The following is a 25,623-nucleotide window of genomic DNA, read 5'->3' on the forward strand; positions in this document are numbered from 1 at the left end:
ACTAACTATTTGATTTATGGCACAATTATATTAAGATGGCAATGTCATCTGCCATCATTCAAGCGTGCATCAAGCGATTTCCCTGTTATGCTATCTACCCCATCATCCGATAACAAATCGTCAAAACTATATATTAGGGTAGTGGTGGTTGGCATCGTTACTGCGCTGCATGGGCTGCTGCTATATCTATTTTTTCAGTACCAAATGCCATTAAAAATCAAACCACAAACCACACAGCCGCTCGAAATTAGCTTTATCCAGTTGAAGCCTCAACACCCTTCACAGACCCACCTTTCACAACCGCCTGTGGTTATCCATCATGCAGACCCTGCCAAACAACCTTATCTTAGCGATAACACACAAGCGGCTGATATTCAGGAAAAACCGTTCCCAACACCAAACCCTACACCCGCTAAACTGGTAAATGACCAAGCAAAAGATAATAACCACCAGCCAATCGAACTCAGACCAACGATAGATAATTCGACTAACCAAAAAAAAGCCATTCAACTTACAACTTCGTTATCTAAAACAAGTCAAAGTCAAAGTCGAAGCCAAACTCAACCCCAAAAAAAATCACAAGTTATTCCTAGCGAGCCATTAATGAACGCGCGTGAAAATAACGCCCACGATAAACAACAGCAAGCGGCGCAAATAGAACGCAACATAAGTTCAAACACTAGCCAATCTCTTACTCAACCCAACTCAGCTACTATCAAATCAGCTACTCCCAAGCAAATCTATACCAATACTGAATATGCTTTAAAACCTATAATTCACGATGAGCGTGCTGAATCATCTGCTAAATCATCTAAAGACTCGATGCGCCCTCAAATAAAAAAAACGCCAAATCAGCCCGTTAGCCCAGTTATTTCAGCTATCCCCGATGTCCCAGCTATTAATTCGTCAGCAAAACCAGCAACACCCATCACCTTTGGCAATGCGGAGGCAAGTTGGCAGAAAAAACCGAACACGCAGTTACCACCCAATTTATCCCGTATTGTGACACTAAAGCAGCTATCAAGCCTGCAAGTAAAACTTAATGTCAATGCCAAAGGTGACGTGGAAAAATGCAGGATTACGCAAACATCGGGTGATCAAGCGGTGGATAAATTTATTTGCCAACAAGTGCAAAAAGCCAAACTTTACCCAAAAAAAACCAATGGCGTCACGGTACCAAGCATTGGCAATCTCACCATAGCACTGACCAATCTTGCAAATTAAATCATACAATATATCGTTGAAGCGGCACCTATGTAATAATCATTAATGGCTTACTGTATCAACAATTGATTAACTAGACACATAAAAAAAGCCAACCTGATAAACAGATTGGCTTTCTTATTATTGAAAGTTAGCTTATTTCTTTTGGTAAGATAAACGTAGACCGTATACCCAGCCATCATTGTCTTGGAAATCGCCAACAATGCTACCATCAGGTAGTTTCGCTTTGGCATCACCAAACATTAAGTATTTAACGCCGCCTGAGACAGCCCATTCAGGCGTCAAATTGTATTTTGCGCCCAAGCCCACATTCCAGTTACCTTCCACAGGTCCTAGAGAAGTGATGGGATTGCCTGCACCTGAGTCATAACCCACAGCGCCCGAAATAGCCAATTGTGGTGATAGCTTCTTACCTAGACCGACTTCAGCAGTCCAAGCGTCTTTAGAATAATCAAGCAAATTAAGGTCACCATTTCCACTAGCTATTGCTGCTGCATTATAAATTTTTGGTTTAATTGCAAAATCGCTCCAAGGAACCCAACGTGCTTTTGCGGTTAAAAGGGTTGTTGGATTGATACCTGTTTGGAAATCTAAGTTAACAGATTTTGGCGTGGTGATAGTAATTTCATTGGTGCCTTGAGTAGGTAATCCTCTAGCAGCTAATGCTGGGAAATTTTCATACGTCGTTGTATCATGGTCGATTTCAGAGCGATAGGTTAACGCGGCTTTGAGGGCAATTTCAGGTTTTAAATAAGCAATCCCAGCCATCCAGCCATAAGCCGTATCACGCGTAATATTTGCATCATACCCAGAGGCGGTTTTATAAGCGTTACCACGTAAGTGGACATCACCTTCTAAACGCTGAATCGTAGGACCACCATAGATTTGAATGTTTTTCTTTTCACCCAGTTTTACCCCCAACAGTCCTGTGAAATTTTGGCTGCTGACAGAAACGTTGGTTGCACCTGTAACTTTAGATAAATTTTGTGAAGCCGCTTGTGCGGTAGATAAAGTCTTAACTGCTTGTGTACCAGCCGCAACTTGGGTAGTACCTGCAGCAATCCCTTGTTGAAGTGCAGTAATTTGTGGCGTTAAAACAGGCGCTAATGCAGGGTTAGCAGCCAAAGCGGCTTGGGCTTGAGTCAATTGGGTGTTGGCTGCATCTAATCGCGCTTGCCCTGCAGTAACTTGATTTTGGATGGTTGAGATAGCGGTTTGCAGTTCTGTCGCATTGGTAACAGGGAGCGCAATACCTGCATTTTGCAATCCTGCTGCTGCCTGCGCATAGATACCATTCACTATAGAAGTTGGGGCACCAACAAAGTTGTTATCGCCAGAAAACTCAACATCTGCGGCCCAAGGCTGATCAAAAAATGCGCCTACGCTGATGGTGTCATTGACATCGGCTTTTGCCCCAAAATTTAAAAACTGGTAATCCTCTGCCATATCAGGGACATTGCGACCAGCGGTAAAGTTTGCGTCAGTTGTCGCAACTTTTGCGTTATCTTTACCCTCGACTTTTGGATCGATAGCAATGTGCTCAACATAGGCAAAAGTACCTTGCTCGGTAAAAGCCCAGCTTGGTTGGGTAGAGCGGTCTAGACCTGCGGCGTTTGCGATAGAAACAGTAGAAAGCGTAGCAACAGCTAGCGCAAGAGAAGAAATTTTAAATGACATGTGAAGCTCCCTGTTTGATTTTAATCATCACGTCTAACATCTAATTTAACAAAAACTTATCGGTAAATTAAAATTGACGTAATACCTTCCTTTCGTCAGTCAAAGAATAATCAAAATTTTAACAATTGACAACCATAGAATCACATTTTTGTAAGAATTTATTGACCTGAGCAGTCACGAAAAAAAGAGGGTGTTAACCCAATGAGTTAACACCCTCTTTTTACTAACTATATGTGCCTAAACAACTATCGACCGCGGTAAGTAATACGTCCTTTCGATAAGTCGTAAGGTGTCATTTCAACTTTAACTTTATCGCCTGTTAAGATACGAATATAGTTTTTACGCATTTTTCCAGAAATATGCGCAATAATTTCATGCCCATTTTCTAAACGCACTTTAAATAAAGTGTTAGGTAAAGTATCGACCACTTCGCCTTCAAATTCAATTACATCGTCTTTTTTTGCCATAATACCTATATCTATGAGTCAAATGTATAAATGCAGATTATACGCTGATGCGTGTGTTATCGCAACTTTTAACCCCTAAATCAATCAATTGAAAAAAACAGCTAAAAGATTTGCACGCATCGCGCCCTTATTCAGGCAAATTTAGCCAAATAGGGGATAGCCTTGTTGCAGGTAACAGTGATTGAAATTGGGGTGGATACAGCGCATTGATAAAGTACAGCCCATCGGCAGAGGCCGTCGCTGCCGCAAGTGACCGATTTTTGCTAAGTAGCAATGCTTCAATCCATTCGACTGGCTTTTCACTGCGCCCAATTTCAAATAACGTCCCCATAATATTTCGCACCATGTGATGCAAAAAACCATCGGCTTGGATATCTAGTACCAACAGTTCACCATGCGGAATCAATTTGGCAAAATGGACATGGCGCACAGGCTGGTTAGATTGGCAGGAAGCGGCACGAAAACTGGTGAAATCATGGGTGCCTTCAAGGTAGGTCGCTGCCTGCTGCATCAGTTCGACATTAAGCGGGGCGTATTCATGGGTAATTTGCTGATTGAGTATCGCAGGTCGAAAGGGGTGGTTGAGGGTAATATAGCGGTAGCGTCGAGCAATGGCAGAAAAGCGCGCATGAAACTCAGCGGGCATCACTTGTATCCAGCGCACCGCGATATCATCAGGTAGGAGAGAATTTGCGGCACGCAGCCAATTATAGGGCTGACGCATGGCAGTGGTTTGAAAATGGGCTATCATATTTGACGCATGGACGCCTGCATCAGTACGACCCGCAGCGATGACTTCTATAGGTTCATTGGCTATCTTTGATAACGCTGCTTCAACATGCTGCTGAATACTATCAACTTCTTGTTGGCGTTGCCAGCCGCGATAGCGAGTACCAATAAATTCGATGCTGATCGCATAAGTATTTACAGTCATAAAAAAGCCAATTTTGCCAAAACATACGATAAAAAAGCCTAGTATAACAACTAATCAGTTATTAGGCGACGGTGTGGGTATCTTTTAGACAATGCGCCCAGCGCTGACGGCGGCGAGCAGGGGTATCATAATTGCCAATCAACCAAAGCAGACGCGCAAATATGGCAGGTAAGGTCAATCGTCCCGTCATCAAAACTTCACATTGAGCCAGCCATGCCCCCGCTTCATACGCTTGGCTGACGCCGCCATACGCGCATTGGGTCGTCACTGCAACCAGACAGCCTTGTTTTTTCGCCTGTAATAATTGGTTTTTGATGGATTCGGCATACGGCACATTGCCTGCACCAAATGCCAAAATAATGATGGCATCAGGTTTTTCAGACAATAAATTACCCAAGCGAGTGGCGAGCAACTGCGTATCCACGGGCGTCAGATAGAGTGTGGCAATGTTGGCATAGGACAAGCTGTCAAAGACTTGCGGCAATTGACTCAACCGATCTTCTAGCCACAGTTGATGCTGAGCCTGGGTGATTTTTGCGGTATAGCTATTGGCGGGATAACCAGCACGGTGGTGCCCCACAAACGCCATTAAATCATGGCTATGAATTTTTTGCACCGTTTGCGCAGGCCAATCTTCACCAGAAAAACACACCCGCACCCCAGGCTCACCATGACGGGCTATTTTGCATGCATCAAATAAATTCTGCGTGGCATCGCTCTGCGGGTCGATGCGGTAATCGGTTAACACATTGCTATCAAGCAAAGGTCTCATTGCGCCTGTCACCACAATACTGATATGACTACCCGCAAAACACTCTGCCAAAAAAGCCGCGAGGTAGCTGAGCGTATCCGTGCCTGTTAGCACCACAAATTGGCGAAGCCCTTGCGCAATGGCTTCTACAATCAATTGATAAAAATGCGCAAAATCGGCAGGCGTTAACTGGCTACTGTCTTTAATAACCTCATTATCCAATATCCGCCAATCCACAGGGTCGTGTGCATGGTTTGGGTAGGTGGCAAAATGGGTCTGTAATATCTGTGATAACACAGGTAAAAAAATATCGGCATCTAAGCTAGCAAGCGGTTTGCCATAACTTCCAAAAGTGCCGCCCGCGTAGATGATGCCAATGCCTGATTTGCTGATAGATTTACTCAATTGAAATTTTACTCATAAGGGTTGGCAATGGATAACTTATCAAGGACAGCGATTTCAATCGCTTCCATTTCATCTTGCTCAGCTTGCCCAAGTTCATGGTCAAAACCCAGCAAATGCAGCATACCATGCACCAGCAAATGGGTGAGATGCTGCTCTACTGTCTTGCCTTGCTCAGCGGCTTGACTGACCACCACCGCATGGCAAATCACTAGTTCACCTAACGGCAATGCGGGCAGTAATTCTAGCACAGCTTCAGGCAATTCACTGGCATAGGATAAAATATTGGTGGCGTAGTCTTTGCCACGCGCATCCAAATTGATGGCGCGAGCTTCCACAGGCTCCGTGACATAAATTTCTAATTCAACGGTTTTTTGAAAGATAAATTCACCCAGTTGACTAGGTATCTCAGTAGTGTCTTGATGGGTTTCAAAATACTGCAGAACTTGTTGCAAAATAGCGACAATCTTGTCTTGTTGGTACAAGGCTTCAAGTTCGCCAAAAGTTGGCAGTTCAAGTAAGTCTTCGGCAAAACTAATTATCACTTGACTCATCGGCACTTGACCAAGCGGCGCTTGCGGCAAAGCGCCTGCTAAATCACCTGTTAAATCAATTTGGGTTGGCAAAGCTGATGACATAAGCTACTCCGCAATACCTATATCAATGGGTGCGTTATCAATCGCAGCTTTATTAACCGGTGCGTTGTTATCCGTCACCCCGATAGCCGAGCTTGCGGCTTGTGACTGTGCTTGGCTTTGTTCGAGTAGGCGCGATTGCTTTTTGGCTTCTTTAATCGCTTCTTGCGCTTCATCGTATTTATCATAAGCTTGCACGATTTTTTGAACCAATTGATGGCGTACCACATCTTTGCTATCAAACCGTGTCACATGAATCTCTTCAATATCCGCCAGAATTTCTAGCGAATGACGCAAGCCTGACTTGGTGCCGCGAGGTAAGTCCACCTGTGACATATCGCCCGTGATGACCGCCCGCGAGCCAAAACCCAAACGGGTCAAAAACATTTTCATCTGCTCAGGAGTAGTGTTTTGTGCTTCATCCAAAATCACAAACGAATTGTTTAAGGTACGACCGCGCATGTAGGCGAGGGGGGCTACTTCAATGACTTGTTTTTCAATCAGTTTTGCCACTTTTTCAAACCCTAGCATTTCATATAAAGCGTCATAAAGAGGGCGTAAATAAGGGTCAATTTTTTGGGTCAAATCCCCCGGTAAAAAGCCCAGTTTTTCCCCTGCTTCTACCGCAGGGCGCACCAGCAAAATACGCTCAATCTCATTGCGCTCTAGCATATCCACCGCACAAGCCACCGCCAAGTAAGTCTTACCCGTCCCTGCAGGCCCTACGCCAAACGAAACATCAGACAGTAAGATTTTTTTGACATATTGCTGTTGGTTGTAACCGCGGGGAATGATTTTTCCTTTACGGGTTCTCAAACTAATTGGGGTGAAATCAGTACTATCTGCGCGCTCGCTGCCATTTTCACTAGCGGCATCATTTTCTAGCGCTAAATCTTGCTCGCGGCTAAAACTCGTTTGCACGAGTAGGTGCAAATCTTCTGGCGAGATGACGTCGTTGCTTTGTGCTTCATCGGCAAGCTGTACCAAAATACGCTCAGCACGTGTGACTGAATCAAGCTCACCTGAAATCACAAAATCGGTTTTGCGTTGGTGAATGTGCACTGACAGACGATGTTCGAGGTACTTAATGTGGTTATTGTATTCGCCCAATAGGGTTTTGAGTTGGTGGGCTTTTAGAGATGATAAATCGACCGTTCTGCTGATGGTATCGCTCAAGAGTGCTTCCTTTTATGGGTTTTTATAGTTTTGATAAATCATAAGGTTGAGAGATTATGGGGGTGTGACAGTAACCAATATTATATTTTGGCACGTTGATACTATTATGGTAAATATATGCAAAAATTCAAGTGACGTTAACGGGTTTTTGTGATTTCAAATGATTTTGAAGCCAACAGTCAGGCAATGCTCAGCCACGACGGGCAAAAAATTAAATTTTGAGAAAATGAAAAAAAATGTGACAAAATGCTTGACGACATAGAGTTAAATACGCATAATATGCACCCCATGACAGGCAAGAAATACTTTCAAAATTCTGCCTAAATCCTGCAAATTTGCCAAACATGGCGATGTAGCTCAGCTGGTTAGAGCGCACGACTCATAATCGTGAGGTCAAGAGTTCAAGTCTCTTCATCGCCACCATTTGCAAATAACTTAACGCCCAGTATTTTGATAAGTCCCGTATTTTGCTAAGCCAAGCATTTTGATGTTTGGCTTTTTTGTTGCTTGTCATTTGGTTGTTTGTCATTTGACAATAAAAAAATGAAAAAGAAAAACAAAAAAAGGGCGATAGCTGTATCACCCTTTTTGTCATTTAAATGACTATTCACATTGTCATTCAATATTAACGAGCATCGTTATAGGCTTTATTGGCATCATCAAAACGTGCCATGACTTTATCAGATGCGGGCGTTAACAGCGATACCACATAGATGGCAATCATGCCTAAAATAAAGCCTGGTACGATTTCATAAAGACTGCTACCGGTTAATGGTTTCCAAGCGATGACCGTCAATGCGCCTACGAGCATACCTGCCAACGCGCCTGTCCCAGTCATACGTCGCCAAAATAATGACATCAACACCACAGGACCAAACGCCGCGCCAAAACCTGCCCAAGCATAAGAGACCAATCCTAACACTTTGCTGTCTGGGTTTTGGGCAATGACAATGGCAATCGCTGAGACCAAAAGCACCATGAAGCGACCAATCCAAACCAGCTCTTTTTGCGTGGCAGTAGGGCGAATAAACCCTTTATAAAAATCTTCTGTAATCGCGCTTGAGCATACCAATAATTGACAGCTGAGGGTACTCATGACCGCCGCCAAAATAGCAGACAATACCACACCGACAATCCAAGGGTTAAATAACAATTGTGCCAAACCGATAAAGATACGCTCGTTATTATCTTTTAAAATGGCAGTTTGCTCAGGATGCACCGTCATATAGGCAAGCCCAAAATAACCGACCGCCACCGCGCCTGCTAGGCATAAAATCATCCAAGTCATACCGATACGACGAGCATTATTCAGTGATTTGACCGAATTTGCCGCCATAAAACGCGCCAAAATATGCGGCTGACCAAAATAACCCAAGCCCCACGCAGCCGCACTGATGATACCGACGAATGACGTACCAAACAGCAAGTTACCGTAGTTTTTGTTATTTGCCTGTGCCGCCATACTGACCGCCGCATGAATTTCATCCATACCGCCTAAGTTTAAATAAACCATGATGGGCGCAAATACCAGTGCAAAAATCATCAAACTTGCTTGAATAGTATCCGTCCAGCTTACCGCCAAAAATCCTCCAATAAAGGTATAGATAATGGTGGCAAATGCCCCTAACCACATAGCCGTGGCATAGTCAATTTCAAATAAGCTTTCAAATAGTCGCGCACCTGCGACAATGCCTGAGGCGCAATAAATGGTAAAGAAAAACAAAATAATCGCCGCCGAAGCAATTTTAATCAATTTATTGTTGGCGCCAAAGCGGTGGTGAAAGTATTCAGGCAAAGTCAGCGCATTGTTATTAAACTCGGTATGCACCCGCAGTCGACCCGCCACCAAAAGCCAGTTAAAATACGCCCCAATCACCAAGCCAATTGCAATCCAAGATTCACTCAACCCCGATACATAAATCGCCCCAGGTAACCCCATCAGCAGCCATCCTGACATATCTGACGCACCCGCCGACATCGCGGTCACAAAACTGCCCAGACTACGACCACCCAAAATATAGTCATCAAAGTTACGCGTGGCAAAATATGCCGCAAACCCGATGCCCAATACCAAAATCAAATACAACGTAAATGTAATATAAACGGGTGTCATCCCATCACTCCTAAGGTCATCCCGATTCAAGGTAATAAAACCACTAAAAATTACTAGCAGTCATAGAGATTTTACGTGGCATCACACGCTAATCGACATCCTGATAGATACCATCTAATAACGAAAAGTCACATTGTAGAAAAATTTTAGGCATAAAAAAAGGATAATCGCTGTGATTATCCTGTGTACGGCATAAAATTGTCAACGTGCTAAACTTTGCGATACATAATATCGTAAATAGCGCGACCTTCCTCCATACCGCGTTTTTCAAATTTAGTCAGGGGACGAAAATCGGGACGCGGCAGAAAGTTACCTATCCCTTCGCTGTTTTTGCCTTCGACGTTCTCAAACGCGGTTAAACTATCCATGACTTCAATCATCCAGTGGGCATAATGTTCCCAATCGGTAGCCGCATGAAATATGCCGCCTTTTTTAAGCACCCGTTCCACCACCCTCATGCGATCAGCACTGACAAAACGGCGTTTGTAATGGCGCTTTTTTTGCCAAGGGTCGGGGAAATACAACTGCAGCGTGTCAATATGCTCCGCCGGTAATTGCTGCATCAAAGCAATGGCATCGCCGCTGATGAGTTTGAGGTTATTTAGACCGATTTCCCCTGCCAAAAATGCACAATTACCCAGTCCTGCCTCATGCACTTCAATGCCGACAAAGTTTCGTGTTGGCTCATTTTTTGCCATTTCCACCAAGCTTGTGCCCATACCGAAGCCAATTTCAACTGTCAAAGGCGCATCAGGGTTTGAAAATAGCTCACGCAAATTGGTTATGCCGCCGATATCCATTGCTTGAATTGCATCCAAATTGGGCTGGACAAAAAAATGGGCAAAGTCTGACTGCAACCCAGCTTCTGCTTTTTTGCCCACATGGGTTTTGCGTTTCATAAAAGTTTGAATGGCGCGATAGTGCAGGGATGAATCAGGGTTTTCATCATTTGGTTGTAGGGCAGTGGATGGATTGGGAGAAAGGCATTGGGCATCGGGTTTAGCCGCATCGACTGTCTCAGAAATTTGGGTGTGTTGGGGTGTCATCATTTGCAAAAATCGTAGTTAGTGTGATAAAGGGTGGTTGTGATAAAATTCGGCTATTATAAGTGAAAACCCCAGAAAGTGAAAACAACCAATGGATAATCCGTAATCGCCATGTTATTTCTTGAAAAAACATCACCGCCGCCATTTTGGCAGCCACAGCTAACTGATAAACAGCGTTTGATGTATGACAAAGCCTTTATTGGCAATCGTTCGCAGGCGTATTATCTCAAGCGTTTTGCCCAGTTTGATCAGGCAGGGCGATTGACGGCAAAGTGGCATTGGGCAGGGTTTTTGATGACGTTTCCTTGGCTGTTATACCGTAAGCGATTCTTAGATAGCATTGTCTATTCGGTGGCGGGATGGTCATTTATTCAGCTCAATGTCACCATCATTTTGGTGGCGATAGAGTACTTATTGATACGCAATCTTGATGAAGCGATTCGTATGCCGCTACGTATTGGCATTGGGCTTGCGATTTGGCTGTTTTGGTCGGTAATGGTGGCACGTTGGAGCGATGCTTATTATTATCGGATGGCGCGCCGTGAAATCGCCGATGCCATTGAAATGTATCCGCGTGATGAAGAAAAACAGCTCGCTCATATCCGCAGGCACGGCGGTGTGAGTTTGGTAGGTTTGGCGCTGGCGTTTGGGTTTTATGCGTTTTCTTTGTTTGTGATACAAGTGCAGTTTTTGCCGATTTATGCCAAACAAAAAGCCAATGCCACGCTGTTTGAAGTGCTTGATATCGTAGAAAGCGCACAGGGGCGAGTCGATGCCATCTACAAAGCCACCGGTCAATGTCCTGTCAATACGCCGCTAAGCACAGATAACCAAAAAGTGGTGTTAAAAGTGCTCACGCAAGCAGAAAGCATTCCAACTGACAGTCATTGTATGATTCAAGCGACAGTACGAGGCGTGCCGTTTCCTAATCGCTGGCTCAATGGTCAGACGCTAACCATGTACCGCATTGGTGATAGTAAAGTCGAGGGTAGTTGGGGCTGTATCACCTCACTCAATCGCAAGCAAATTCCCAAACAGTGTATGCTTGCAGAGCGCTGATAAAATAGTGGTGCTTACAACCACTAGCCGATGCGATGGCGGTGGTTTTCAAAAAAAACCGAAGCCTAAATAACAGCCTAGGCTTCGGTTTTTGTTTATCAGTTTTTATTTATCAGTTTTATTTTGAAGCCAGCAAAATAACTTACTTCATCAACAACGCATTGACGCGTTTGAGATAAGCGGCTGGGTCGTCTAATTGACCGCCTTCTGCCAATAACGCTTGGTCAAAAATCACTTGCGCAAGGTCATCGAACTGCTCCGCGCTTTCCAATTTTTGAATGAGCGGATGGTTTGGGTTGACTTCCAAAATTGGTTTGCTCTCTGGCACAGGCTGACCCATTTGTTTGAGCATTTGCATCATCTGTGGTGATAGTTCACCATCAGCCGTCACTAGCAAAGCAGGGCTATCGACAAGGCGATTGGATACGCGCACATCTTTAGCCCGGTTACCCAACACGCCTTTGAGTTTTTCTACCACAGGCTTGAAGGTTTCTTCCGCCTTTTTGGCTTCTTCTTTTTCGGCTTCATCGGTCAAATCACCCAAGTCTACCGCGCCTTTGGCGATGTTTTGTAGCGGTGTGCCATCGTACTCAAACATAAAGTTCATTGCCCATTCATCAACCGGGTTGGTCATTAAGATGACTTCAATGCCTTTTTTCTTGAACACTTCAAGTTGCGGACTGGCTTTGGCGGCGGCAAGGTTTTCAGCTGTTAGATAATAAATCGCCTTTTGACCGTCTTTCATACGACCTTTATAGTCGTCAAAGCTGGTGACCACATTGTCATCAGTGGTAGTGGCATAGCGCAATAATTTGGCAATTTTATCCTTATTGCTTTGGTCTTCACCCAAGCCTTCTTTTAAGACGTTGCCAAATTCAGCATAAAACTGTCTATATTTTTCTTGTTTTTCGGCTTCATCGCTATTGGCTAGGCTAGCTAGCACAGTCAATATACGGCGAGCGTTACCATCGCGAATAGATTTGACATCGCGAGACTCTTGCAGGATTTCACGGCTGACATTGAGCGGTAAATCCGCGGTATCAATCACCCCTTTGACAAAACGCAGATACATCGGCAATAACTGCTCGGCATCATCCATGATAAATACACGTTTGACGTACAGTTTTAGACCGTGTTTTTGCTCACGTTGGTACAGGTCAAACGGCGCTTTTTTAGGGATATATAGCAGCTGGGTATATTGGAGACGTCCTTCGACACGGTTGTGCGTCCAAGTTAGCGGTTCATCATAGTCATAGGTAAGATTTTTATAAAATTCTTGATACTCTTCGTCTTCAATTTCTGAAGGTGAGCGCGTCCATAGGGCATTGGCTTGGTTGATGGTTTCCCATTCGTCAGTGGTTATCATTTGACCTTGGGGCATCTCACCTTTGGCAGTTTCGCCCCCTGGTTCTGAATTAGCAGTTTTTTGCGCGTCAGTGAGTTCTTCTTCTTGCCAAACCTCTTTGCGCATTTGGATTGGCAAGCTGATATGGTCAGAGTATTTATTGACTAAAGATTTGATTTTGTGGCGGTCAAGGTATTCGCTGTGTTCATCGGTAACATGTAAAATCACTGTCGTGCCACGGGTAGGCTTTTCGATGGTTTCGGTGGTGAATTCACCGGTGCCGTCTGAAACCCAGCGTACGCCTTGGCTGGCAGGCTCACCTGCTTTACGCGATTCCACCGTGATGGTGTCCGCTACGATAAAACCTGAATAAAATCCCACCCCAAATTGACCAATCAAATTGCCGTCTTGTTTTTGCGCATCGGATAATTTTTCTAAGAAAGCTTTGGTGCCTGATTTGGCAATAGTACCCAAATGTTCTACCGCATCGGCTTCATTCATACCGATACCATTGTCAATAAAGCTAATGGTTTTAGCATCTTTATCAATATCAATGCGAATGCGTAATTCACTGTCACCTTCATACAGCGCGTCGTTTTGATTGCCTTCAAAACGCAACTTGTCACAGGCGTCAGACGCATTTGAGACCAGCTCACGCACAAAGATATCTGCATTGGAGTATAGCGAGTGGGTGACTAGATGTAATAGTTGCGCGACTTCAGCTTCAAAGCTATATTTTTTTGGCTCAGGTTTGTTTGAATCTGCCATAGTAAGTAACTCCTAAAAATAAGAATAAAAATAATTAACCCAATTTATGATGGTTCGTTGTCATAGTTAGGGTGAGTCTAAAACTATTTCAAGCATAAGCGGCACAATTTTTTAATTTTTAAATAATGAAAACAATGATGCAAGCAGGGTTTAAATATTCAATAATTAAATGACCAATAAAAAGCCGAGCATACTTATACCCGGCTTTACTTGCCATCTATCCGATACTATATCTCTGTTAAATCTTGGATTCACTAGGATTGGACAGTTGGGGTGAGCGTAACGCTTTGGGCAAGCTAAAGGTCACGTTTTCCAAAATCCCTGATAATTCCTCAGGTTTCTCGCCACCCCAGGATTGTAAGGTATCTAATACTTCTTGAATCAATACTTCAGGCGCGGATGCACCCGCAGTCACGCCTACCGTATCCACGCCTGCAAACCAGTCTTTTTGCATTTCACCGGCATTATCAATCAAATGCGCTTTGGCGCCCAAACGCTCCGCGAGTTCACGCAAGCGATTGGAGTTGGATGAGTTGGGTGAGCCCACCACTAACACCACTTGACAACGCGCCGCAAGCTCCTTGACCGCATCTTGACGGTTTTGGGTGGCATAACAAATGTCATCTTTACGCGGCGCATGGATTTTGGGGAATTTATTTTTTAGCGCATCAATCACTTCTGCGGTGTCATCCATCGATAGGGTGGTTTGGGTGACAAAAGCCAAATCAGTATCAGTCGGTAGGTCAAGATTGGCAACATCCACCACATCTTCAATTAGGTGAATACGTCCACCGTATTGTGGATCGAAGCGTCCCATCGTGCCTTCTACCTCTGGATGACCTGCATGACCAATCAACACCGCATCTACGCCTGTTTTGGCAAATTTATTGACTTCGATATGGACTTTGGTAACCAGTGGGCAAGTGGCATCAAACACCGTCAAATCACGGCGTTCGGCTTCATCTTCCACGGCTTTGGAGACGCCATGCGCTGAAAAAATCACAATCGCCCCATCCGGCACTTCATCCAACTCTTCGACAAATACCGCACCGCGATTGGCCAGGTCTTCCACCACAAACTTGTTGTGTACCACTTCATGGCGCACATAAATAGGCGGTTCAAAGCGCTCAAGGCAGACATTGACGATTTCGATGGCTCTATCGACCCCAGCACAAAAACCACGAGGATTGGCGAGTAAAATTTTCATAACACAGTTCTTCAGTCATTGATGATTCATGTGGCTAGTTTACCATGAGTTCATACACGCAAAATATGTTAAACGTAAAAAATCAGCGAATCGGTATTCAAGCACTAAATTACGCAGAAATTGTTAGCAAAAATTGCTAAAATAGCCGATTCAAAAATGGCTACTACTCACTTCATCAAACCCCTAAGGATATGTCATGACCAAAGGCTCATTATTTATCATCACCGCAGCAAGCGGTACTGGCAAAACATCGCTGGTCAAACAGCTGATTGCAACGACCAATGACTTGGCGGTTAGTATCTCGCATTCGACTCGCAAGCCACGTCCTGGTGAGATTGATGGGCAGCATTATCATTTTGTCAGCCGCGAGATATTTGCTGATATGATTAAGCAAGGTGAATTTTTGGAGCATGCTGAAGTGTTTGAAAACTACTATGGTACCGCCCAGTCCACAGTAGAATTTATGCTGAGCAATGGCTTGGATGTCATCTTAGAAATCGACTGGCAGGGCGCGCTGCAAGTGCAAAAATTGCGTCCCGATGCCACGACCATTTTTATCCTACCGCCCGACCGCCAATCGCTGCGCCAACGGCTTTCCAATCGCGGACAAGACAGTCAAGAGGTGATTGAAAGACGTCTTGCCGGTTCGGTCAATGAAATGTCGCAATACGTGAATTTTGATTATGTGGTGATTAATGACAATTTCGACGTGGCATTAGCGGAGCTAAAATCAATCATCATCGCCAATCGTTTGACACTCGCTAAACAGCAAGAGCGTCACGCTGGCCGTATTGAGCAGCTATTGTCTGAATAAATCATCAATAGCCTATAAATAATCAATAAGCGCAACGCGCTAATGAAACGCACTAAAAATCTGCTGTCTTAGCCACCCATACAGCGGGTCAACCTGTTGTTGTTGGTGCCAATAGCCGTGTAACTCGATATGAGTCAACTCAATCGGCAAATCCAAAATCTGCCAGCCTTGGGCGGGTGGCAAAAATGTGGTGGCTAACTGGCGCGGCAAGGTAAGCAATAGTTTGTCTTGTTTTAGCAATTGAAAAGCCGTGGCATAATGTTGGCAACGGATTTTACTCTGCCGCTGCCAACCTGCTTTGGACAATAAACTATCTTCAATCGACAGACCTAGCCGCCGTGATGACACAGTAATATGTTGACTGGCAAAATACTGGGCTTGGGTGATAGTCGGTTCGTTCGCCAATTCAGCCGCAAAATTTGGCGCATACAGTACCAGCACAAACTCATCTCGCAACAACGGTTGATGCACAATCTCACTATCCACCACCCGCGCCACATCAATGGCAAAATCCAGCTGTCCAACTTTTAGTTCATGCGCAAGCGCTGAGCGATTGAGCCGGCTACTGGTGATTTGGCAATTGGGCAGGACTTGATGAATTTGGCTGACCAATTTGTTAAACACAATCAATTCAATTTCATCGTGCATGGCAATCGTCAACTTAGCAAAGCTCTGCTGCGCCAGCTCGCCAAGTTTGTCCTCGCTTAATAAATGGTTAGTTTGAAATATTTGTTCGAGATTTTCAAAGCTTTGTTTGACGGTGGGATAAAGCCGTTTGGCATACAGGGTGGGGTGCAGCTCACCTTTTTCCCGATAAAAAAGTTCGTCCCCCAATGATTGGCGCAGACGACCTAACGCATGGCTAATCGCCGATTGGCTCAAATGTAAGGCTTCTGCGGTATGGGTAAGATTTTTAAGCTCAAAAATATAAATAAATAGCCTAAGTAGATTTAAATCAAGCTGCTTTAATGGGTTTTTACGCAACATATGGATAATACCTTACAAGTATAGGACAATTATTTGCTCAATAATTTGGCTAAGACCTTTCAATGGTATGAATTTTATTCATGGTATTATACTAATTAAAATCATTTTATTCATGATAATAAATCCGTTAAGCTGATTCAATAATTGTTTTAGCCGAAAAAGGACAATGCCTAATGGAATTCCAACTTAGCGATAAAGCAAAAGATTACATCGCCCGTACCAAAGCATTTATTCAAACCGAAATCGAACCGATTGAAGCAGAATTTTGGCAAGCGGCGCATAAGCTTAATCCCACAGGCGATTGGACGACTTGGCAATGGCCTGCCAAACTTGAAGAATTAAAAACCAAAGCCCGTGCGCAAAATTTATGGAATATGTTTTTGCCAGACGAGCAACTCGGTCAAGGATTAAGTGTTCAAGAATATGCCCATATTGCTGAGTTGTCTGGCAGAAGTCTCATTGCCCCACATGTGTTTAACTGTAATGCGCCAGATAGTGGCAATATGGAATTGATTTGGCGCTACGGTAACGACGCCCAAAAAGCGCAATGGTTAACGCCGTTATTGGCAGGCGAGATTCGCTCCGTGTTTGGCATGACAGAGCCTGCAGTAGCCAGTAGTGATGCCACCAATATGCAAGCCACAGCGATTGTCGAAGGCGATGAAATTGTGCTCAACGGTCGCAAATGGTGGTCATCAGGTTTGGGCGATCCAAACGCTAAACTTATTATTTTTATGGCACACACCCCAGACGAGAGCAAAGATCGCCACCATCAGCACACCATGGTGTTGGTGCCAATTGATACCCAAGGCGTCAAGATTGAACGCATGCTCAAAGTGTTTAATGATTATGATGCACCGCATGGACATGGCGAAATGTGTTTTGACAACGTGCGTGTACCGCTTAGCAATGTCATCGGCGGGGCAGGCGAGGGATTTGCGATTGCCCAAGGGCGCTTAGGACCGGGTCGGATTCACCACTGTATGCGCTGTATTGGTGCTGCAGAAAAATCGCTAGAGCTTGCCATCGATCGCGGGCTAAGCCGTAGCGCATTTGGTAAACCGCTGCTTGATTTAGGGGGCAACCGTGAACGTATCGCTGACGCCCGTGTCAAAATTGACCAAGCGCGTCTGCTAACCCTGTATGCTGCCTATAAAATGGATAAACTCGGCACCAAAGCGGCGTTAACCGAAATCTCAGCGATTAAAGTGGTCGCCCCAACGGTACTACAAGAAGTCGTCGATATGGCGATTCAGCTGCATGGGGGTATGGGTGTGAGCCAAGATACGCTGTTGCCGATGTTCTTTAACCAAGCCCGTAGCCTACGCCTTGCCGATGGACCTGACGAAGTGCATAAAGGCATGATTGCCAAACTGGAAGTGAAAAAACGCCAACAAGCGACGACCAAATAACTAGCAAATAACTAATAGCTAGTTAACAAAAAAGGTAGCTAGCTAACAAAAAAGGCGTAATGTCAGGTTGCGTCATTTTGCTATTTGACCTCGTTAACAATACAAGTTAAAAAACAAGATAAAAAACAAGGATGAAATTATGCTTGATACTGCGAACCCAGTACGCAAAGGCGAAGAGATTGACAGCAATGCGGTCACCGAGTATTTAATGAGCCAAGGCATCGCTTTGCAAGGTCGGCCAGAAGTCACCCAATTTTCAGGGGGCGCATCCAACTGGACATACCGACTAAAATATGCCAACCGTGATTTGATTTTACGCCGGCCACCCAAAGGTACCAAAGCCAAATCCGCCCATGATATGGTGCGTGAGTACAAAGTGCAAAAAGCACTGCAATCACAATACCCACGCGTCCCCAATATGGTCGCCCTGTGTACCGATGACCGCGTGATTGGTTGCGATTTTTATGTCATGGATCGCATCGAGGGCATTATTCCCCGTGCCAATTTGCCCAAAGCATTGACGTTAAGCGAACAGCAAGTCAGCGAGCTGTGCAGGCAGGTGGTCGATGCGTTGATTGATTTACACAAGGTCGATTACACCCAAAACCCTGATTTGGTGGCACTTGGCAAAGGCGAAGGCTACTGCGAGCGTCAAGTCATGGGATGGGATAAACGCTATGAGCAAGCCCGTACGCCTGATGTACCTGATTTCGCCGATGTGCGTCAGTGGTTAAAAGCCAACACCCCAACAGATGTCAAAACTAGCGTAATTCATAATGACTGGCGTTTTGACAATGTGATTTTAGACCCAAACAATCCAACCAACATCATTGGCGTGCTCGACTGGGAAATGGCAACGATAGGCGATCCCTTGATGGATTTGGGCTGTGCGTTAGCTTACTGGATTCAAGCCGATGACAATGCGGTGATGAAAGCTACGCGCCGTCAGCCGACCAATCTGCCAGGCATGATGACCCGTGCCGAAGTGGTCGAATATTACCTACAAAAAACGGGGCTGAAAGTGGACAACTGGCGCTTTTACGAAGTGTTTGGGGTGTTTCGCTTGGCAGCGATTGCACAGCAGATTTATTACCGCTATTATCATGGGCAGACGGATAATCCGGCGTTCAAAGATTTTGGCGTGATTGTCAATGCCTTATACGAGCGCTGTGTCGAGCTTATCGAAAAAAATAATCATAAATCATAGGGATTTTCATGAAACTCATCAGCCTTGTCCGTCATGGGCAAGCGTCATTTGGCGCAGACAATTACGACCAACTGTCCCCAAAAGGTATCGCTCAGACCCAATGGCTTGGCGATAGTTTCCGCCAGTCAGGTCGGCAAGTGCACGCGCTGATGTCAGGCAGCATGGCGCGGCAAAAGGACAGTCTCAAGCATTTTTTAAGCCATTATTATGTCACCCGTGAAGGCATTGAACTAACTGAAATCACTCACCATGTGCAAAACATAGCAAATCCCAGTTTGACCATGCCGCTATTGCTCGGTGAAGATAGCAGTTTTAATGAGTTTAATCATGAGCAAATTCTTTATAAAGCGGGATTGCCATTTGCGGATAAAGCCAGTTTTATGGCGTATTTGTCCAGTCAAACACACCCTGAAATTAGCTTTACTGATATTTTTACTCAAGCCATGAGCCGTTGGCAAAGCGGTCAGTACGACAGTGATTATGATGAAAGTTGGCAACACTTTTTGCAGCGCACTTGGAACGGTTTTGAGCGGTTGATGGCGCAAACTGGCGAGCATGAACATGCGATGGTATTTACCTCAGGTGGCGTGATTGCCAGTATCATGCAGCAAGTGATGAAACTATCAGATGTCCAAGCCTTTGATTTGAACTGGCATATCGCCAACGCCAGTATTCACCAATTTCGCGTGAGTGACCAAGGTGTTTTTTTACAGACCTTTAATGAGTTTAGCTATTTGTATCAGCAAGGCGAGCAAATGGTGACTTGGCGCTAAAATTTAGCTTATCAGTTTAACATTTGAAAAAATTTAACAAATAATTAAGGATGAAACAATGCAAACACTACCGGAATTACTGCAGCAAGTTCAAACCACAATGACACCCCCGAACACTGACTTATCGCCTTTTATCGATAACCAAGTGGGCAAGGGTAAAACTATTTTGATTACTGGCGCAAGCTCAGGCCTGGGGGCAGGCATGGCGACCCATTTTGCTCGCATGGGCTATAATTTGGCAATTTGTGCGCGCCGTACCGAACGCCTAGAACAACTCAAAGCCAACCTGTTAGCGGATAATTCGACGATTAAAGTCAGTGTCAAGGCACTCGATGTGACTGATTATGCGCAGGTTTTTAAAGTGTTTCATGAATTTGCCGAAGAGTTTGGCAAGCTTGATCGTATCATCATCAATGCAGGGGTCGGTGAGGGTCGCCGTATTGGCAAGGGTAATTTTGATATTAATCGCAAAACTGCCGAAGTCAATTTTATCTCAGGCCTTGCCCAGTGTGAAGCAGCGATGGAAATTTTCCGCGCCCAAAATAGCGGTCATTTGGTGGTTATCTCAAGTATGTCGGCATTCCGTGGTCTGCCAAAACACATGTCAGTTTACGCGGCAAGTAAATCAGCGATTGCCCAGCTTGCTGAAGGGATTCGCGCCGATATGCTGCTTTCTGCTTTACCGATTAAGGTGTCAACGATTTATCCAGGGTATATACGCACTGAGATTAATGAAGGCGCTAAACCGTTACCCTTTGAAGTGAGTGAAGAAATCGGCACCAAAGCATTGGCAATCGCGATTGAAGGCGAGCCTGATGAAGCGTGTGTCCCTGAACAACCCTGGACACTGATGAGTGACTGGATGAAAAACGCCCCACTCACCTGGGTCAATGGTTTGGCATAAACCAAAGAATGGTAAAAAAACCCAAATGAGACTTTGCGCTGATTTGGGTTTTTTTATTGTCTTCATATAGGGTGTCTTGATATAGGGCGTCCTAATATAGAGTATCTTAATATAGCGCATTGCCAACCTGTATATTTGCCTTTGGCGACAGATTTGACATTACCGAGTAGAAGGCTGTTATAAAAAATAATGAGTATGAAGGGTTAAATCGTAACAGTCATCATTAACCATGCACCTATACTGTACCTATAGTTTTTCATGTGAGGCATTTAACGCCTATAATGATATTTGCAGTAGGCTAGACAAGGGTCGAAATGATAAAATCAGCGACTCTTTTATGAATTTTCTTTATTGTTACGATAACTGAGTGGTACAGGCAACCAAACGATGAAAAAACTTGAAAACGCGCTACAAAAAATTGATAAATACGGTCAGTTTGTGATGAAAAAACTGGTCAATCGACGCTCATTAGCAGAGCTACAAGGTATCGGTAAAGGCAAAACCGTATTGATTACCGGTGCCAGTTCAGGGATTGGCGCGATGATGGCACGCCGATTTGCCTATCTAGGCTATGATTTGGCAATTTGCGCGAGACGAGAAGAGCGATTAAATGCGTTGAAGCAAGACATTGAAAGCAAGTACCCTGTCAAAGCCTCTGTCAAAACTTTGGATGTGACCGACTATAATCAGATTTTTACGGTATTTGATAGCTTTGTGAGTGACTGCAAAACCCGAGGGAAAACGATTGATAAAATTATCGTCAATGCAGGGGTGGGCGATAGCCGCGTCATTGGTCATGGACGCTTTGAGACCAATCGCCATACCGCTGAAGTCAATTTTATCGCAGCGATTGCCCAGTGTGAGGCGGCGATGAAGATTTTTCGCCAGCAAAACAGCGGTCAGTTGGTGGTCATCTCAAGTATGTCAGCGGTGCGCGGTTTACCCCGTCATCTTACCACCTATGCCGCTGCCAAAGCGGGACTGGCAAATCTAGCCGAAGGCATTCGCGCTGATATGATGCAGGAAAAACGTCCGATTACTGTCACCACCATTTATCCTGGTTATATCCGTACTGAGCTTAATATCGGTGCCAAATATTTGCCGTTTGAAAGTACAGAAGAAGAAGGCGTCGAAGCGATTGTCGAAGCGATTGAAGCCAAAGTGGATGAAGCCTTTGTCCCGGCATGGCCTTGGCTGCCGATTGGGATTGGTATGAAAATATTGCCGCTCAGGGTGATGACCAAATTTTTATAAGCGCATATTTAAAAAAATTTTAAACTCTCAGCATAATCAACAACGCCTTGGCAGCCATTGCCTTGCTTCATGCTAAAATCTTGTTTTATGGTTCGTCAAAAGTTTGTCCATGCATCAAGCCATCAAGAACGTCGCAAAAGCCCCCATGATTGCTCGCTATACCTGGTTAGCTATTATGGTCGCCGCCATGATTTGTGCCGACCAGTGGGGCGTTGCCAAACAGCAAATCAATCATCTACTCACGATTACCATTATGTATGGGGTCAGCGTTGAGCTAACTAAACGCCTAATGGCTATTCGACAATTTAACCCACAACACTCTTGGGTCACAATGGCGGGATTTATCGGGGATTTACTGGCGTGGTCAGCCTTTATTTATTATTCAGGTGGCGCCGCCAATCCGTTAATTACCTTATTTTTGACGGTGATTGCTGTGGCGTCTATGGTGATGCGAACCATGCACATCATCAGCTTGTCGGTGCTGTCAGTTGGGCTGTATACGCTGTTATGGTATTGTTATGTGCCGCTAACCCTGAGCCACCATGATCATGTGGTGGGGCAAAAACTCCATTTACTGGGTATGTTTGGGGTGTTTATTTTTGCCGCCATCATGTTCACTGCTTTAACGGTTTATTTTAAACAGGCGATGAGCCGCAGTTATCAGGCGCTTGAGCAAGCGCAGCAAGCCATTCACCAACAACGTCGGTTGCTTGCCATCAGTAGTCTTGCGGCCAATATCGCCCATGAGATGAGCACGCCGATTGCGTCGATGCAATTACTAAGCGATGATATTGCCCAGCAATTAGAGGAAGACGACGAACTGTTGGATGACATAAAACTGTTACAGTCACAAATCGACGTCTGCCGCCAATCGCTGCACAAGCTCAAATCCCATATCCAATCCAATGCGCTCCCGCCAGCGCAATCAGAGCCATTGGCATGGGTAACGTCATCAAATTTACCAACGCTATTGCCCAAAGTCGTCAATGATTGGCAATTTATCAACCCCCATGTTGAAGTAGCACTCAATGTACCACCACAACCGATCGATGTGCCCTTGAGTGAAGAACAGCTGTATTCTATTGTGATGAATATGCTCAATAATGCCATGCAGGCACAAGCCACAATGCTTAGTATTAGCGTACAGCTTGCTCAAAACGTGATGATTATAATTGAAGACAACGGACAGGGTATCGACAGTAGCATGGTACAGCGTATCCAACACCAAATCGCCATCGAATCTGATCATGGCTTAGGGCTTGGCTTGACGATTGCCAAAACAGTTATAGAATATGTTGGCGGACACCTTGAGCTGACCAATAAGCAAAATTCACCCCTGCAAAAAAGGTTAGATGATTCAGGTACGTGCGTGAAGATAACGTTACCAGTAATCGATGCGCCCGCCAGTTTGTTGTAGGAGACTAGGTTGCAACACCCACCCCTGTTAGCAGAGACATGGCTTATCATTGATGATGATGAGGTGTTTTGCCGTATTTTAAAAAAGTCGTTGGAAAAACAGGGCAATCAGGTATTGACTGCCAGCAATGCCGATAGCGCGCTACAACTGGCAAAGAAGCAATTACCCAAGTTTATTATATTGGATCTCAACATCGGTGATGACAACGGCATTCATCTGATTAAGCCATTACTCGCTATTAGCCCCACCGCCAAAATTCTAATGCTTACTGGTTATGCCAGCATTGCTACCGCTGTCAGTGCGGTCAAAATGGGCGCATATCATTATTTACCTAAGCCTTGTAGCCTGGATGACATCTATAAAGTATTGGATATTGCAGCAACCCCTACAAAGTCACTAAGTATTGCCACAGATGAACGTTTATCACTTGAACATCACGAATGGGAATACATCCACCAAGTATTAGGTGAATGCCAAGGCAATATCAGTGAAGCCGCGAGGGTACTTAAAATGCACCGGCGCACACTACAGCGCAAACTACAAAAAAAACGTAAAGTGGATGCGCAATAACCTTTATTAGGCGCACACAGCAGCCCATAAATTGTCAGCCGAGTTAGCCCAATAGTTGGGTGAGCACAAAACACAAAAAAAGCGCTTATAATAAATAAGCGCTTTTTTGATATCTATTTTTTGATATCTAGGCAAATGGATAACCAATCAATGCAGCGTTATTCACGCAGTCACGATATCAGACCATTTACGATAGTAGGCTTAGCTAACCTTAGATAGCAACGATATTGCTAGCTTGGTCGCCTTTTTGACCTTGGGTCACAACGAAAGATACGCGTTGACCTTCCGCTAAGGTTTTGAAACCTGAGCTTGCGATTTGGCTATAATGGGCGAAAACGTCTTTGCCGCCATTGTCTTGTTCGATAAAGCCAAAGCCTTTTGATTCGTTAAACCATTTTACGGTGCCGTTTACAGTATTTGACATAGGATTGTCCTTGATTAGATAGATTTTAAAAGTGGTCATCTGACCCTAAAGCTGGAACTAAGCCACAACACGATTCTATTCGGTATGAAAGAATTGCGGCAGTTTTGATACACGATTGACTTAAAATCTAGGACACAAGCGTAATGGAAACGAACTTAGAATAGACTTAATGTAATGCGATTGAAACTTCTGACTGCTTTCTAGCTGTTGTCCAGTATATAGTAATACCGGCAGATAGCAAGGAATATCACAATAGTTTTGTAAGTGAACTGTGTTAAACCCAACTTTTATACCTTTATTTCATTCAAAGGCTGGTTTTATTTAAGCCGAAGGCTGATTCTCTAAACCCCTTAAAAAATGGGCAAATCCTTCCTTAGCGCGGGCATCAAGGCGACTGCTAGTCACCACGCGTACTAAATTACTCCAAATAATGGGTAAATTGGCTTGCTCAAATTTTTTCACCAAACCCACATCTTCATGGCAAGTTAATTCATCAAACCCACCTACCGCCAAATAATCTTGACTGGCAAAGCTCAAATTTGCCCCATGAATATGGCGATGATTCATACAATCTTGATAATGGGCGAGGTATTGCTGTTTGGTACTCTCTGACAACGCGTCCCAACAATCGATGCTCACTACGCCACATATCATGGCTGTGGGCATAGTGGTGGGCGTAGTTGTGGGCTCAGCTTTTAGATGTTTGATTTGTGCCATTAACCAATCAGCTTCCACCATACTATCGGCATCGGTGCAAGCAATCCAATCAGCCCCCTGTTCAATCAAGTAACGCACGCCCAAATCTCTGACCTTACCCACGCAGCGAAACTCACAGCGCAGCCAGTCTACGTGGGCGTTTTGTACTTTTGATAAAGTATCATCATCACAGCTATCTAGCACGACCACCGTTTGTACCACTATGTCGCTTGATAGCTGAGCAATCGCCTGTTTAATGGCATCCAAACACGCGCTGATGCTATCGGCTTCATTATGGGCAGGGATGACTATGCCGATTTTTTTGGGTAGCCGCTGTGGGACGGTAGTATTTGCCATGACG

Annotated in this window: 23 protein-coding genes and 1 tRNA gene; 11 read left to right on the top strand and 13 right to left on the bottom strand. The window is 44.6% G+C overall.

From position 1 onward, the window contains the following. The first annotated feature begins 87 nt into the window (after positions 1–87). A complete protein-coding gene (locus RT422_RS01475; RefSeq protein ID WP_313421026.1) occupies positions 88–1,224 on the top strand; it encodes an energy transducer TonB in 1,137 nt (378 codons plus the stop codon). 135 nt (positions 1,225–1,359) lie between these two features. On the opposite strand, the gene RT422_RS01480 is transcribed toward RT422_RS01475, so the two are convergent. The 6 genes from RT422_RS01480 to RT422_RS01505 form a co-directional block, all read right to left on the bottom strand. Continuing rightward, positions 1,360–2,901 (bottom strand): outer membrane protein transport protein, encoded by a 1,542-nt coding sequence (locus RT422_RS01480; protein ID WP_313421030.1) that lies wholly within the window; start codon positions 2,899–2,901, stop codon positions 1,360–1,362. Between the two features lie 245 nt (positions 2,902–3,146). Next, entirely contained in the window at positions 3,147–3,368 is a 222-nt protein-coding gene (infA, locus tag RT422_RS01485; RefSeq protein WP_007116282.1) for a translation initiation factor IF-1, read from the bottom strand. 127 nt (positions 3,369–3,495) lie between these two features. Further along, positions 3,496–4,302 carry a tRNA pseudouridine(38-40) synthase TruA gene (gene truA, locus RT422_RS01490; protein ID WP_313421037.1) on the bottom strand — a complete coding sequence of 269 codons (807 nt, stop codon included), beginning with the start codon at positions 4,300–4,302 and terminating at the stop codon, positions 3,496–3,498. A gap of 61 nt (positions 4,303–4,363) precedes the next feature. Continuing rightward, a complete protein-coding gene (locus RT422_RS01495; RefSeq protein ID WP_313421043.1) occupies positions 4,364–5,458 on the bottom strand; it encodes an asparaginase in 1,095 nt (364 codons plus the stop codon). 8 nt (positions 5,459–5,466) lie between these two features. Beyond that, complete coding sequence (ybeY, locus tag RT422_RS01500) at positions 5,467–6,093, bottom strand: rRNA maturation RNase YbeY (protein WP_313421045.1); 627 nt, start codon at positions 6,091–6,093, stop codon at positions 5,467–5,469. A gap of 3 nt (positions 6,094–6,096) precedes the next feature. Next, positions 6,097–7,266 carry a PhoH family protein gene (locus RT422_RS01505; protein ID WP_313421047.1) on the bottom strand — a complete coding sequence of 390 codons (1,170 nt, stop codon included), beginning with the start codon at positions 7,264–7,266 and terminating at the stop codon, positions 6,097–6,099. Positions 7,267–7,612: 346 nt separating this feature from the next. Here RT422_RS01505 and RT422_RS01510 point away from each other — a divergent pair. Further along, positions 7,613–7,689, top strand: a tRNA-Met gene (locus RT422_RS01510). Positions 7,690–7,891: 202 nt separating this feature from the next. Here the strand turns inward: RT422_RS01510 and putP are convergent. Together putP and trmB are read right to left on the bottom strand one after the other, a co-directional pair. Further along, a complete protein-coding gene (gene putP / locus RT422_RS01515; RefSeq protein ID WP_138019059.1) occupies positions 7,892–9,379 on the bottom strand; it encodes a sodium/proline symporter PutP in 1,488 nt (495 codons plus the stop codon). 209 nt (positions 9,380–9,588) lie between these two features. Continuing rightward, entirely contained in the window at positions 9,589–10,425 is an 837-nt protein-coding gene (trmB, locus tag RT422_RS01520; RefSeq protein WP_409520106.1) for a tRNA (guanosine(46)-N7)-methyltransferase TrmB, read from the bottom strand. A gap of 111 nt (positions 10,426–10,536) precedes the next feature. Here trmB and RT422_RS01525 point away from each other — a divergent pair, with 111 nt between their 5' ends. Beyond that, positions 10,537–11,484, top strand: coding sequence for a pilin (locus RT422_RS01525; protein WP_219298823.1), 948 nt, complete (start codon positions 10,537–10,539; stop codon positions 11,482–11,484). Positions 11,485–11,626: 142 nt separating this feature from the next. On the opposite strand, the gene htpG is transcribed toward RT422_RS01525, so the two are convergent. After that, on the bottom strand, positions 11,627–13,597 hold the full coding sequence (gene htpG, locus RT422_RS01530) for a molecular chaperone HtpG (RefSeq protein ID WP_313421051.1): 1,971 nt from the start codon (positions 13,595–13,597) through the stop codon (positions 11,627–11,629). 238 nt (positions 13,598–13,835) lie between these two features. Next, complete coding sequence (gene ispH, locus RT422_RS01535) at positions 13,836–14,804, bottom strand: 4-hydroxy-3-methylbut-2-enyl diphosphate reductase (protein WP_076774283.1); 969 nt, start codon at positions 14,802–14,804, stop codon at positions 13,836–13,838. Between the two features lie 196 nt (positions 14,805–15,000). Here ispH and gmk point away from each other — a divergent pair, with 196 nt between their 5' ends. After that, a complete protein-coding gene (gmk, locus tag RT422_RS01540; protein WP_007116269.1) occupies positions 15,001–15,618 on the top strand; it encodes a guanylate kinase in 618 nt (205 codons plus the stop codon). Between the two features lie 39 nt (positions 15,619–15,657). Here gmk and RT422_RS01545 read toward each other — a convergent pair whose 3' ends face one another. Next, the gene (locus RT422_RS01545) at positions 15,658–16,605 is read right to left on the bottom strand and encodes a LysR family transcriptional regulator (protein WP_313421052.1); all 948 of its coding nucleotides are present in this window, start codon (positions 16,603–16,605) and stop codon (positions 15,658–15,660) included. 173 nt (positions 16,606–16,778) lie between these two features. On the opposite strand from RT422_RS01545, the gene RT422_RS01550 reads away from it, so the two are divergent. The 7 genes from RT422_RS01550 (at position 16,779) to RT422_RS01580 (ending at position 24,142) form a co-directional block, all read left to right on the top strand. After that, positions 16,779–18,017, top strand: coding sequence for an acyl-CoA dehydrogenase family protein (locus tag RT422_RS01550; protein WP_313096931.1), 1,239 nt, complete (start codon positions 16,779–16,781; stop codon positions 18,015–18,017). 139 nt (positions 18,018–18,156) lie between these two features. After that, positions 18,157–19,224: a phosphotransferase family protein gene (locus RT422_RS01555; RefSeq protein ID WP_313421053.1), complete on the top strand. Its 1,068-nt coding sequence runs from the start codon at positions 18,157–18,159 to the stop codon at positions 19,222–19,224. Between the two features lie 8 nt (positions 19,225–19,232). Then, entirely contained in the window at positions 19,233–19,997 is a 765-nt protein-coding gene (locus RT422_RS01560) for a histidine phosphatase family protein (RefSeq protein WP_313421054.1), read from the top strand. Positions 19,998–20,097: 100 nt separating this feature from the next. Next, positions 20,098–20,901, top strand: a complete 804-nt coding sequence (locus tag RT422_RS01565) for an SDR family oxidoreductase (RefSeq protein ID WP_313421404.1) — start codon at positions 20,098–20,100, stop codon at positions 20,899–20,901. A 441-nt stretch (positions 20,902–21,342) separates the two neighbouring features. Then, positions 21,343–22,155 carry an SDR family oxidoreductase gene (locus RT422_RS01570; protein ID WP_313421405.1) on the top strand — a complete coding sequence of 271 codons (813 nt, stop codon included), beginning with the start codon at positions 21,343–21,345 and terminating at the stop codon, positions 22,153–22,155. A gap of 109 nt (positions 22,156–22,264) precedes the next feature. Beyond that, positions 22,265–23,572 carry a HAMP domain-containing sensor histidine kinase gene (locus RT422_RS01575; protein ID WP_313421056.1) on the top strand — a complete coding sequence of 436 codons (1,308 nt, stop codon included), beginning with the start codon at positions 22,265–22,267 and terminating at the stop codon, positions 23,570–23,572. Positions 23,573–23,581: 9 nt separating this feature from the next. Continuing rightward, complete coding sequence (locus RT422_RS01580; RefSeq protein WP_284034473.1) at positions 23,582–24,142, top strand: response regulator transcription factor; 561 nt, start codon at positions 23,582–23,584, stop codon at positions 24,140–24,142. A 211-nt stretch (positions 24,143–24,353) separates the two neighbouring features. Here the strand turns inward: RT422_RS01580 and RT422_RS01585 are convergent, their stop codons facing one another. Beyond that, the gene (locus RT422_RS01585; protein WP_050324216.1) at positions 24,354–24,566 is read right to left on the bottom strand and encodes a cold-shock protein; all 213 of its coding nucleotides are present in this window, start codon (positions 24,564–24,566) and stop codon (positions 24,354–24,356) included. 321 nt (positions 24,567–24,887) lie between these two features. Next, on the bottom strand, positions 24,888–25,619 hold the full coding sequence (locus RT422_RS01590; RefSeq protein WP_284034474.1) for a glycosyltransferase: 732 nt from the start codon (positions 25,617–25,619) through the stop codon (positions 24,888–24,890). Positions 25,620–25,623 lie beyond the last annotated feature (4 nt).

The sequence above is a fragment of the Moraxella sp. CTOTU49803 genome (genome assembly GCF_032097965.1).
Classification (GTDB): Bacteria; Pseudomonadota; Gammaproteobacteria; order Pseudomonadales; family Moraxellaceae; genus Faucicola; species Faucicola tetraodonis.

Excerpts from the sequence above, each read along its gene's own strand:
- RT422_RS01475 (WP_313421026.1), top strand. The coding sequence starts at position 88 with ATGCTATCTACCCCATCATCCGATAACAAATCGTCAAAACTATATATT.
- RT422_RS01480 (WP_313421030.1), bottom strand. The coding sequence starts at position 2,901 with ATGTCATTTAAAATTTCTTCTCTTGCGCTAGCTGTTGCTACGCTTTCT.
- infA (WP_007116282.1), bottom strand. The coding sequence starts at position 3,368 with ATGGCAAAAAAAGACGATGTAATTGAATTTGAAGGCGAAGTGGTCGAT.
- truA (WP_313421037.1), bottom strand. The coding sequence starts at position 4,302 with ATGACTGTAAATACTTATGCGATCAGCATCGAATTTATTGGTACTCGC.
- ybeY (WP_313421045.1), bottom strand. The coding sequence starts at position 6,093 with ATGTCATCAGCTTTGCCAACCCAAATTGATTTAACAGGTGATTTAGCA.
- putP (WP_138019059.1), bottom strand. The coding sequence starts at position 9,379 with ATGACACCCGTTTATATTACATTTACGTTGTATTTGATTTTGGTATTG.
- trmB (WP_409520106.1), bottom strand. The coding sequence starts at position 10,425 with ATGACACCCCAACACACCCAAATTTCTGAGACAGTCGATGCGGCTAAA.
- RT422_RS01525 (WP_219298823.1), top strand. The coding sequence starts at position 10,537 with ATGTTATTTCTTGAAAAAACATCACCGCCGCCATTTTGGCAGCCACAG.
- htpG (WP_313421051.1), bottom strand. The coding sequence starts at position 13,597 with ATGGCAGATTCAAACAAACCTGAGCCAAAAAAATATAGCTTTGAAGCT.
- ispH (WP_076774283.1), bottom strand. The coding sequence starts at position 14,804 with ATGAAAATTTTACTCGCCAATCCTCGTGGTTTTTGTGCTGGGGTCGAT.
- gmk (WP_007116269.1), top strand. The coding sequence starts at position 15,001 with ATGACCAAAGGCTCATTATTTATCATCACCGCAGCAAGCGGTACTGGC.
- RT422_RS01545 (WP_313421052.1), bottom strand. The coding sequence starts at position 16,605 with ATGTTGCGTAAAAACCCATTAAAGCAGCTTGATTTAAATCTACTTAGG.
- RT422_RS01550 (WP_313096931.1), top strand. The coding sequence starts at position 16,779 with ATGGAATTCCAACTTAGCGATAAAGCAAAAGATTACATCGCCCGTACC.
- RT422_RS01555 (WP_313421053.1), top strand. The coding sequence starts at position 18,157 with ATGCTTGATACTGCGAACCCAGTACGCAAAGGCGAAGAGATTGACAGC.
- RT422_RS01560 (WP_313421054.1), top strand. The coding sequence starts at position 19,233 with ATGAAACTCATCAGCCTTGTCCGTCATGGGCAAGCGTCATTTGGCGCA.
- RT422_RS01565 (WP_313421404.1), top strand. The coding sequence starts at position 20,098 with ATGACACCCCCGAACACTGACTTATCGCCTTTTATCGATAACCAAGTG.
- RT422_RS01570 (WP_313421405.1), top strand. The coding sequence starts at position 21,343 with ATGAAAAAACTGGTCAATCGACGCTCATTAGCAGAGCTACAAGGTATC.
- RT422_RS01575 (WP_313421056.1), top strand. The coding sequence starts at position 22,265 with ATGCATCAAGCCATCAAGAACGTCGCAAAAGCCCCCATGATTGCTCGC.
- RT422_RS01585 (WP_050324216.1), bottom strand. The coding sequence starts at position 24,566 with ATGTCAAATACTGTAAACGGCACCGTAAAATGGTTTAACGAATCAAAA.
- RT422_RS01590 (WP_284034474.1), bottom strand. The coding sequence starts at position 25,619 with ATGGCAAATACTACCGTCCCACAGCGGCTACCCAAAAAAATCGGCATA.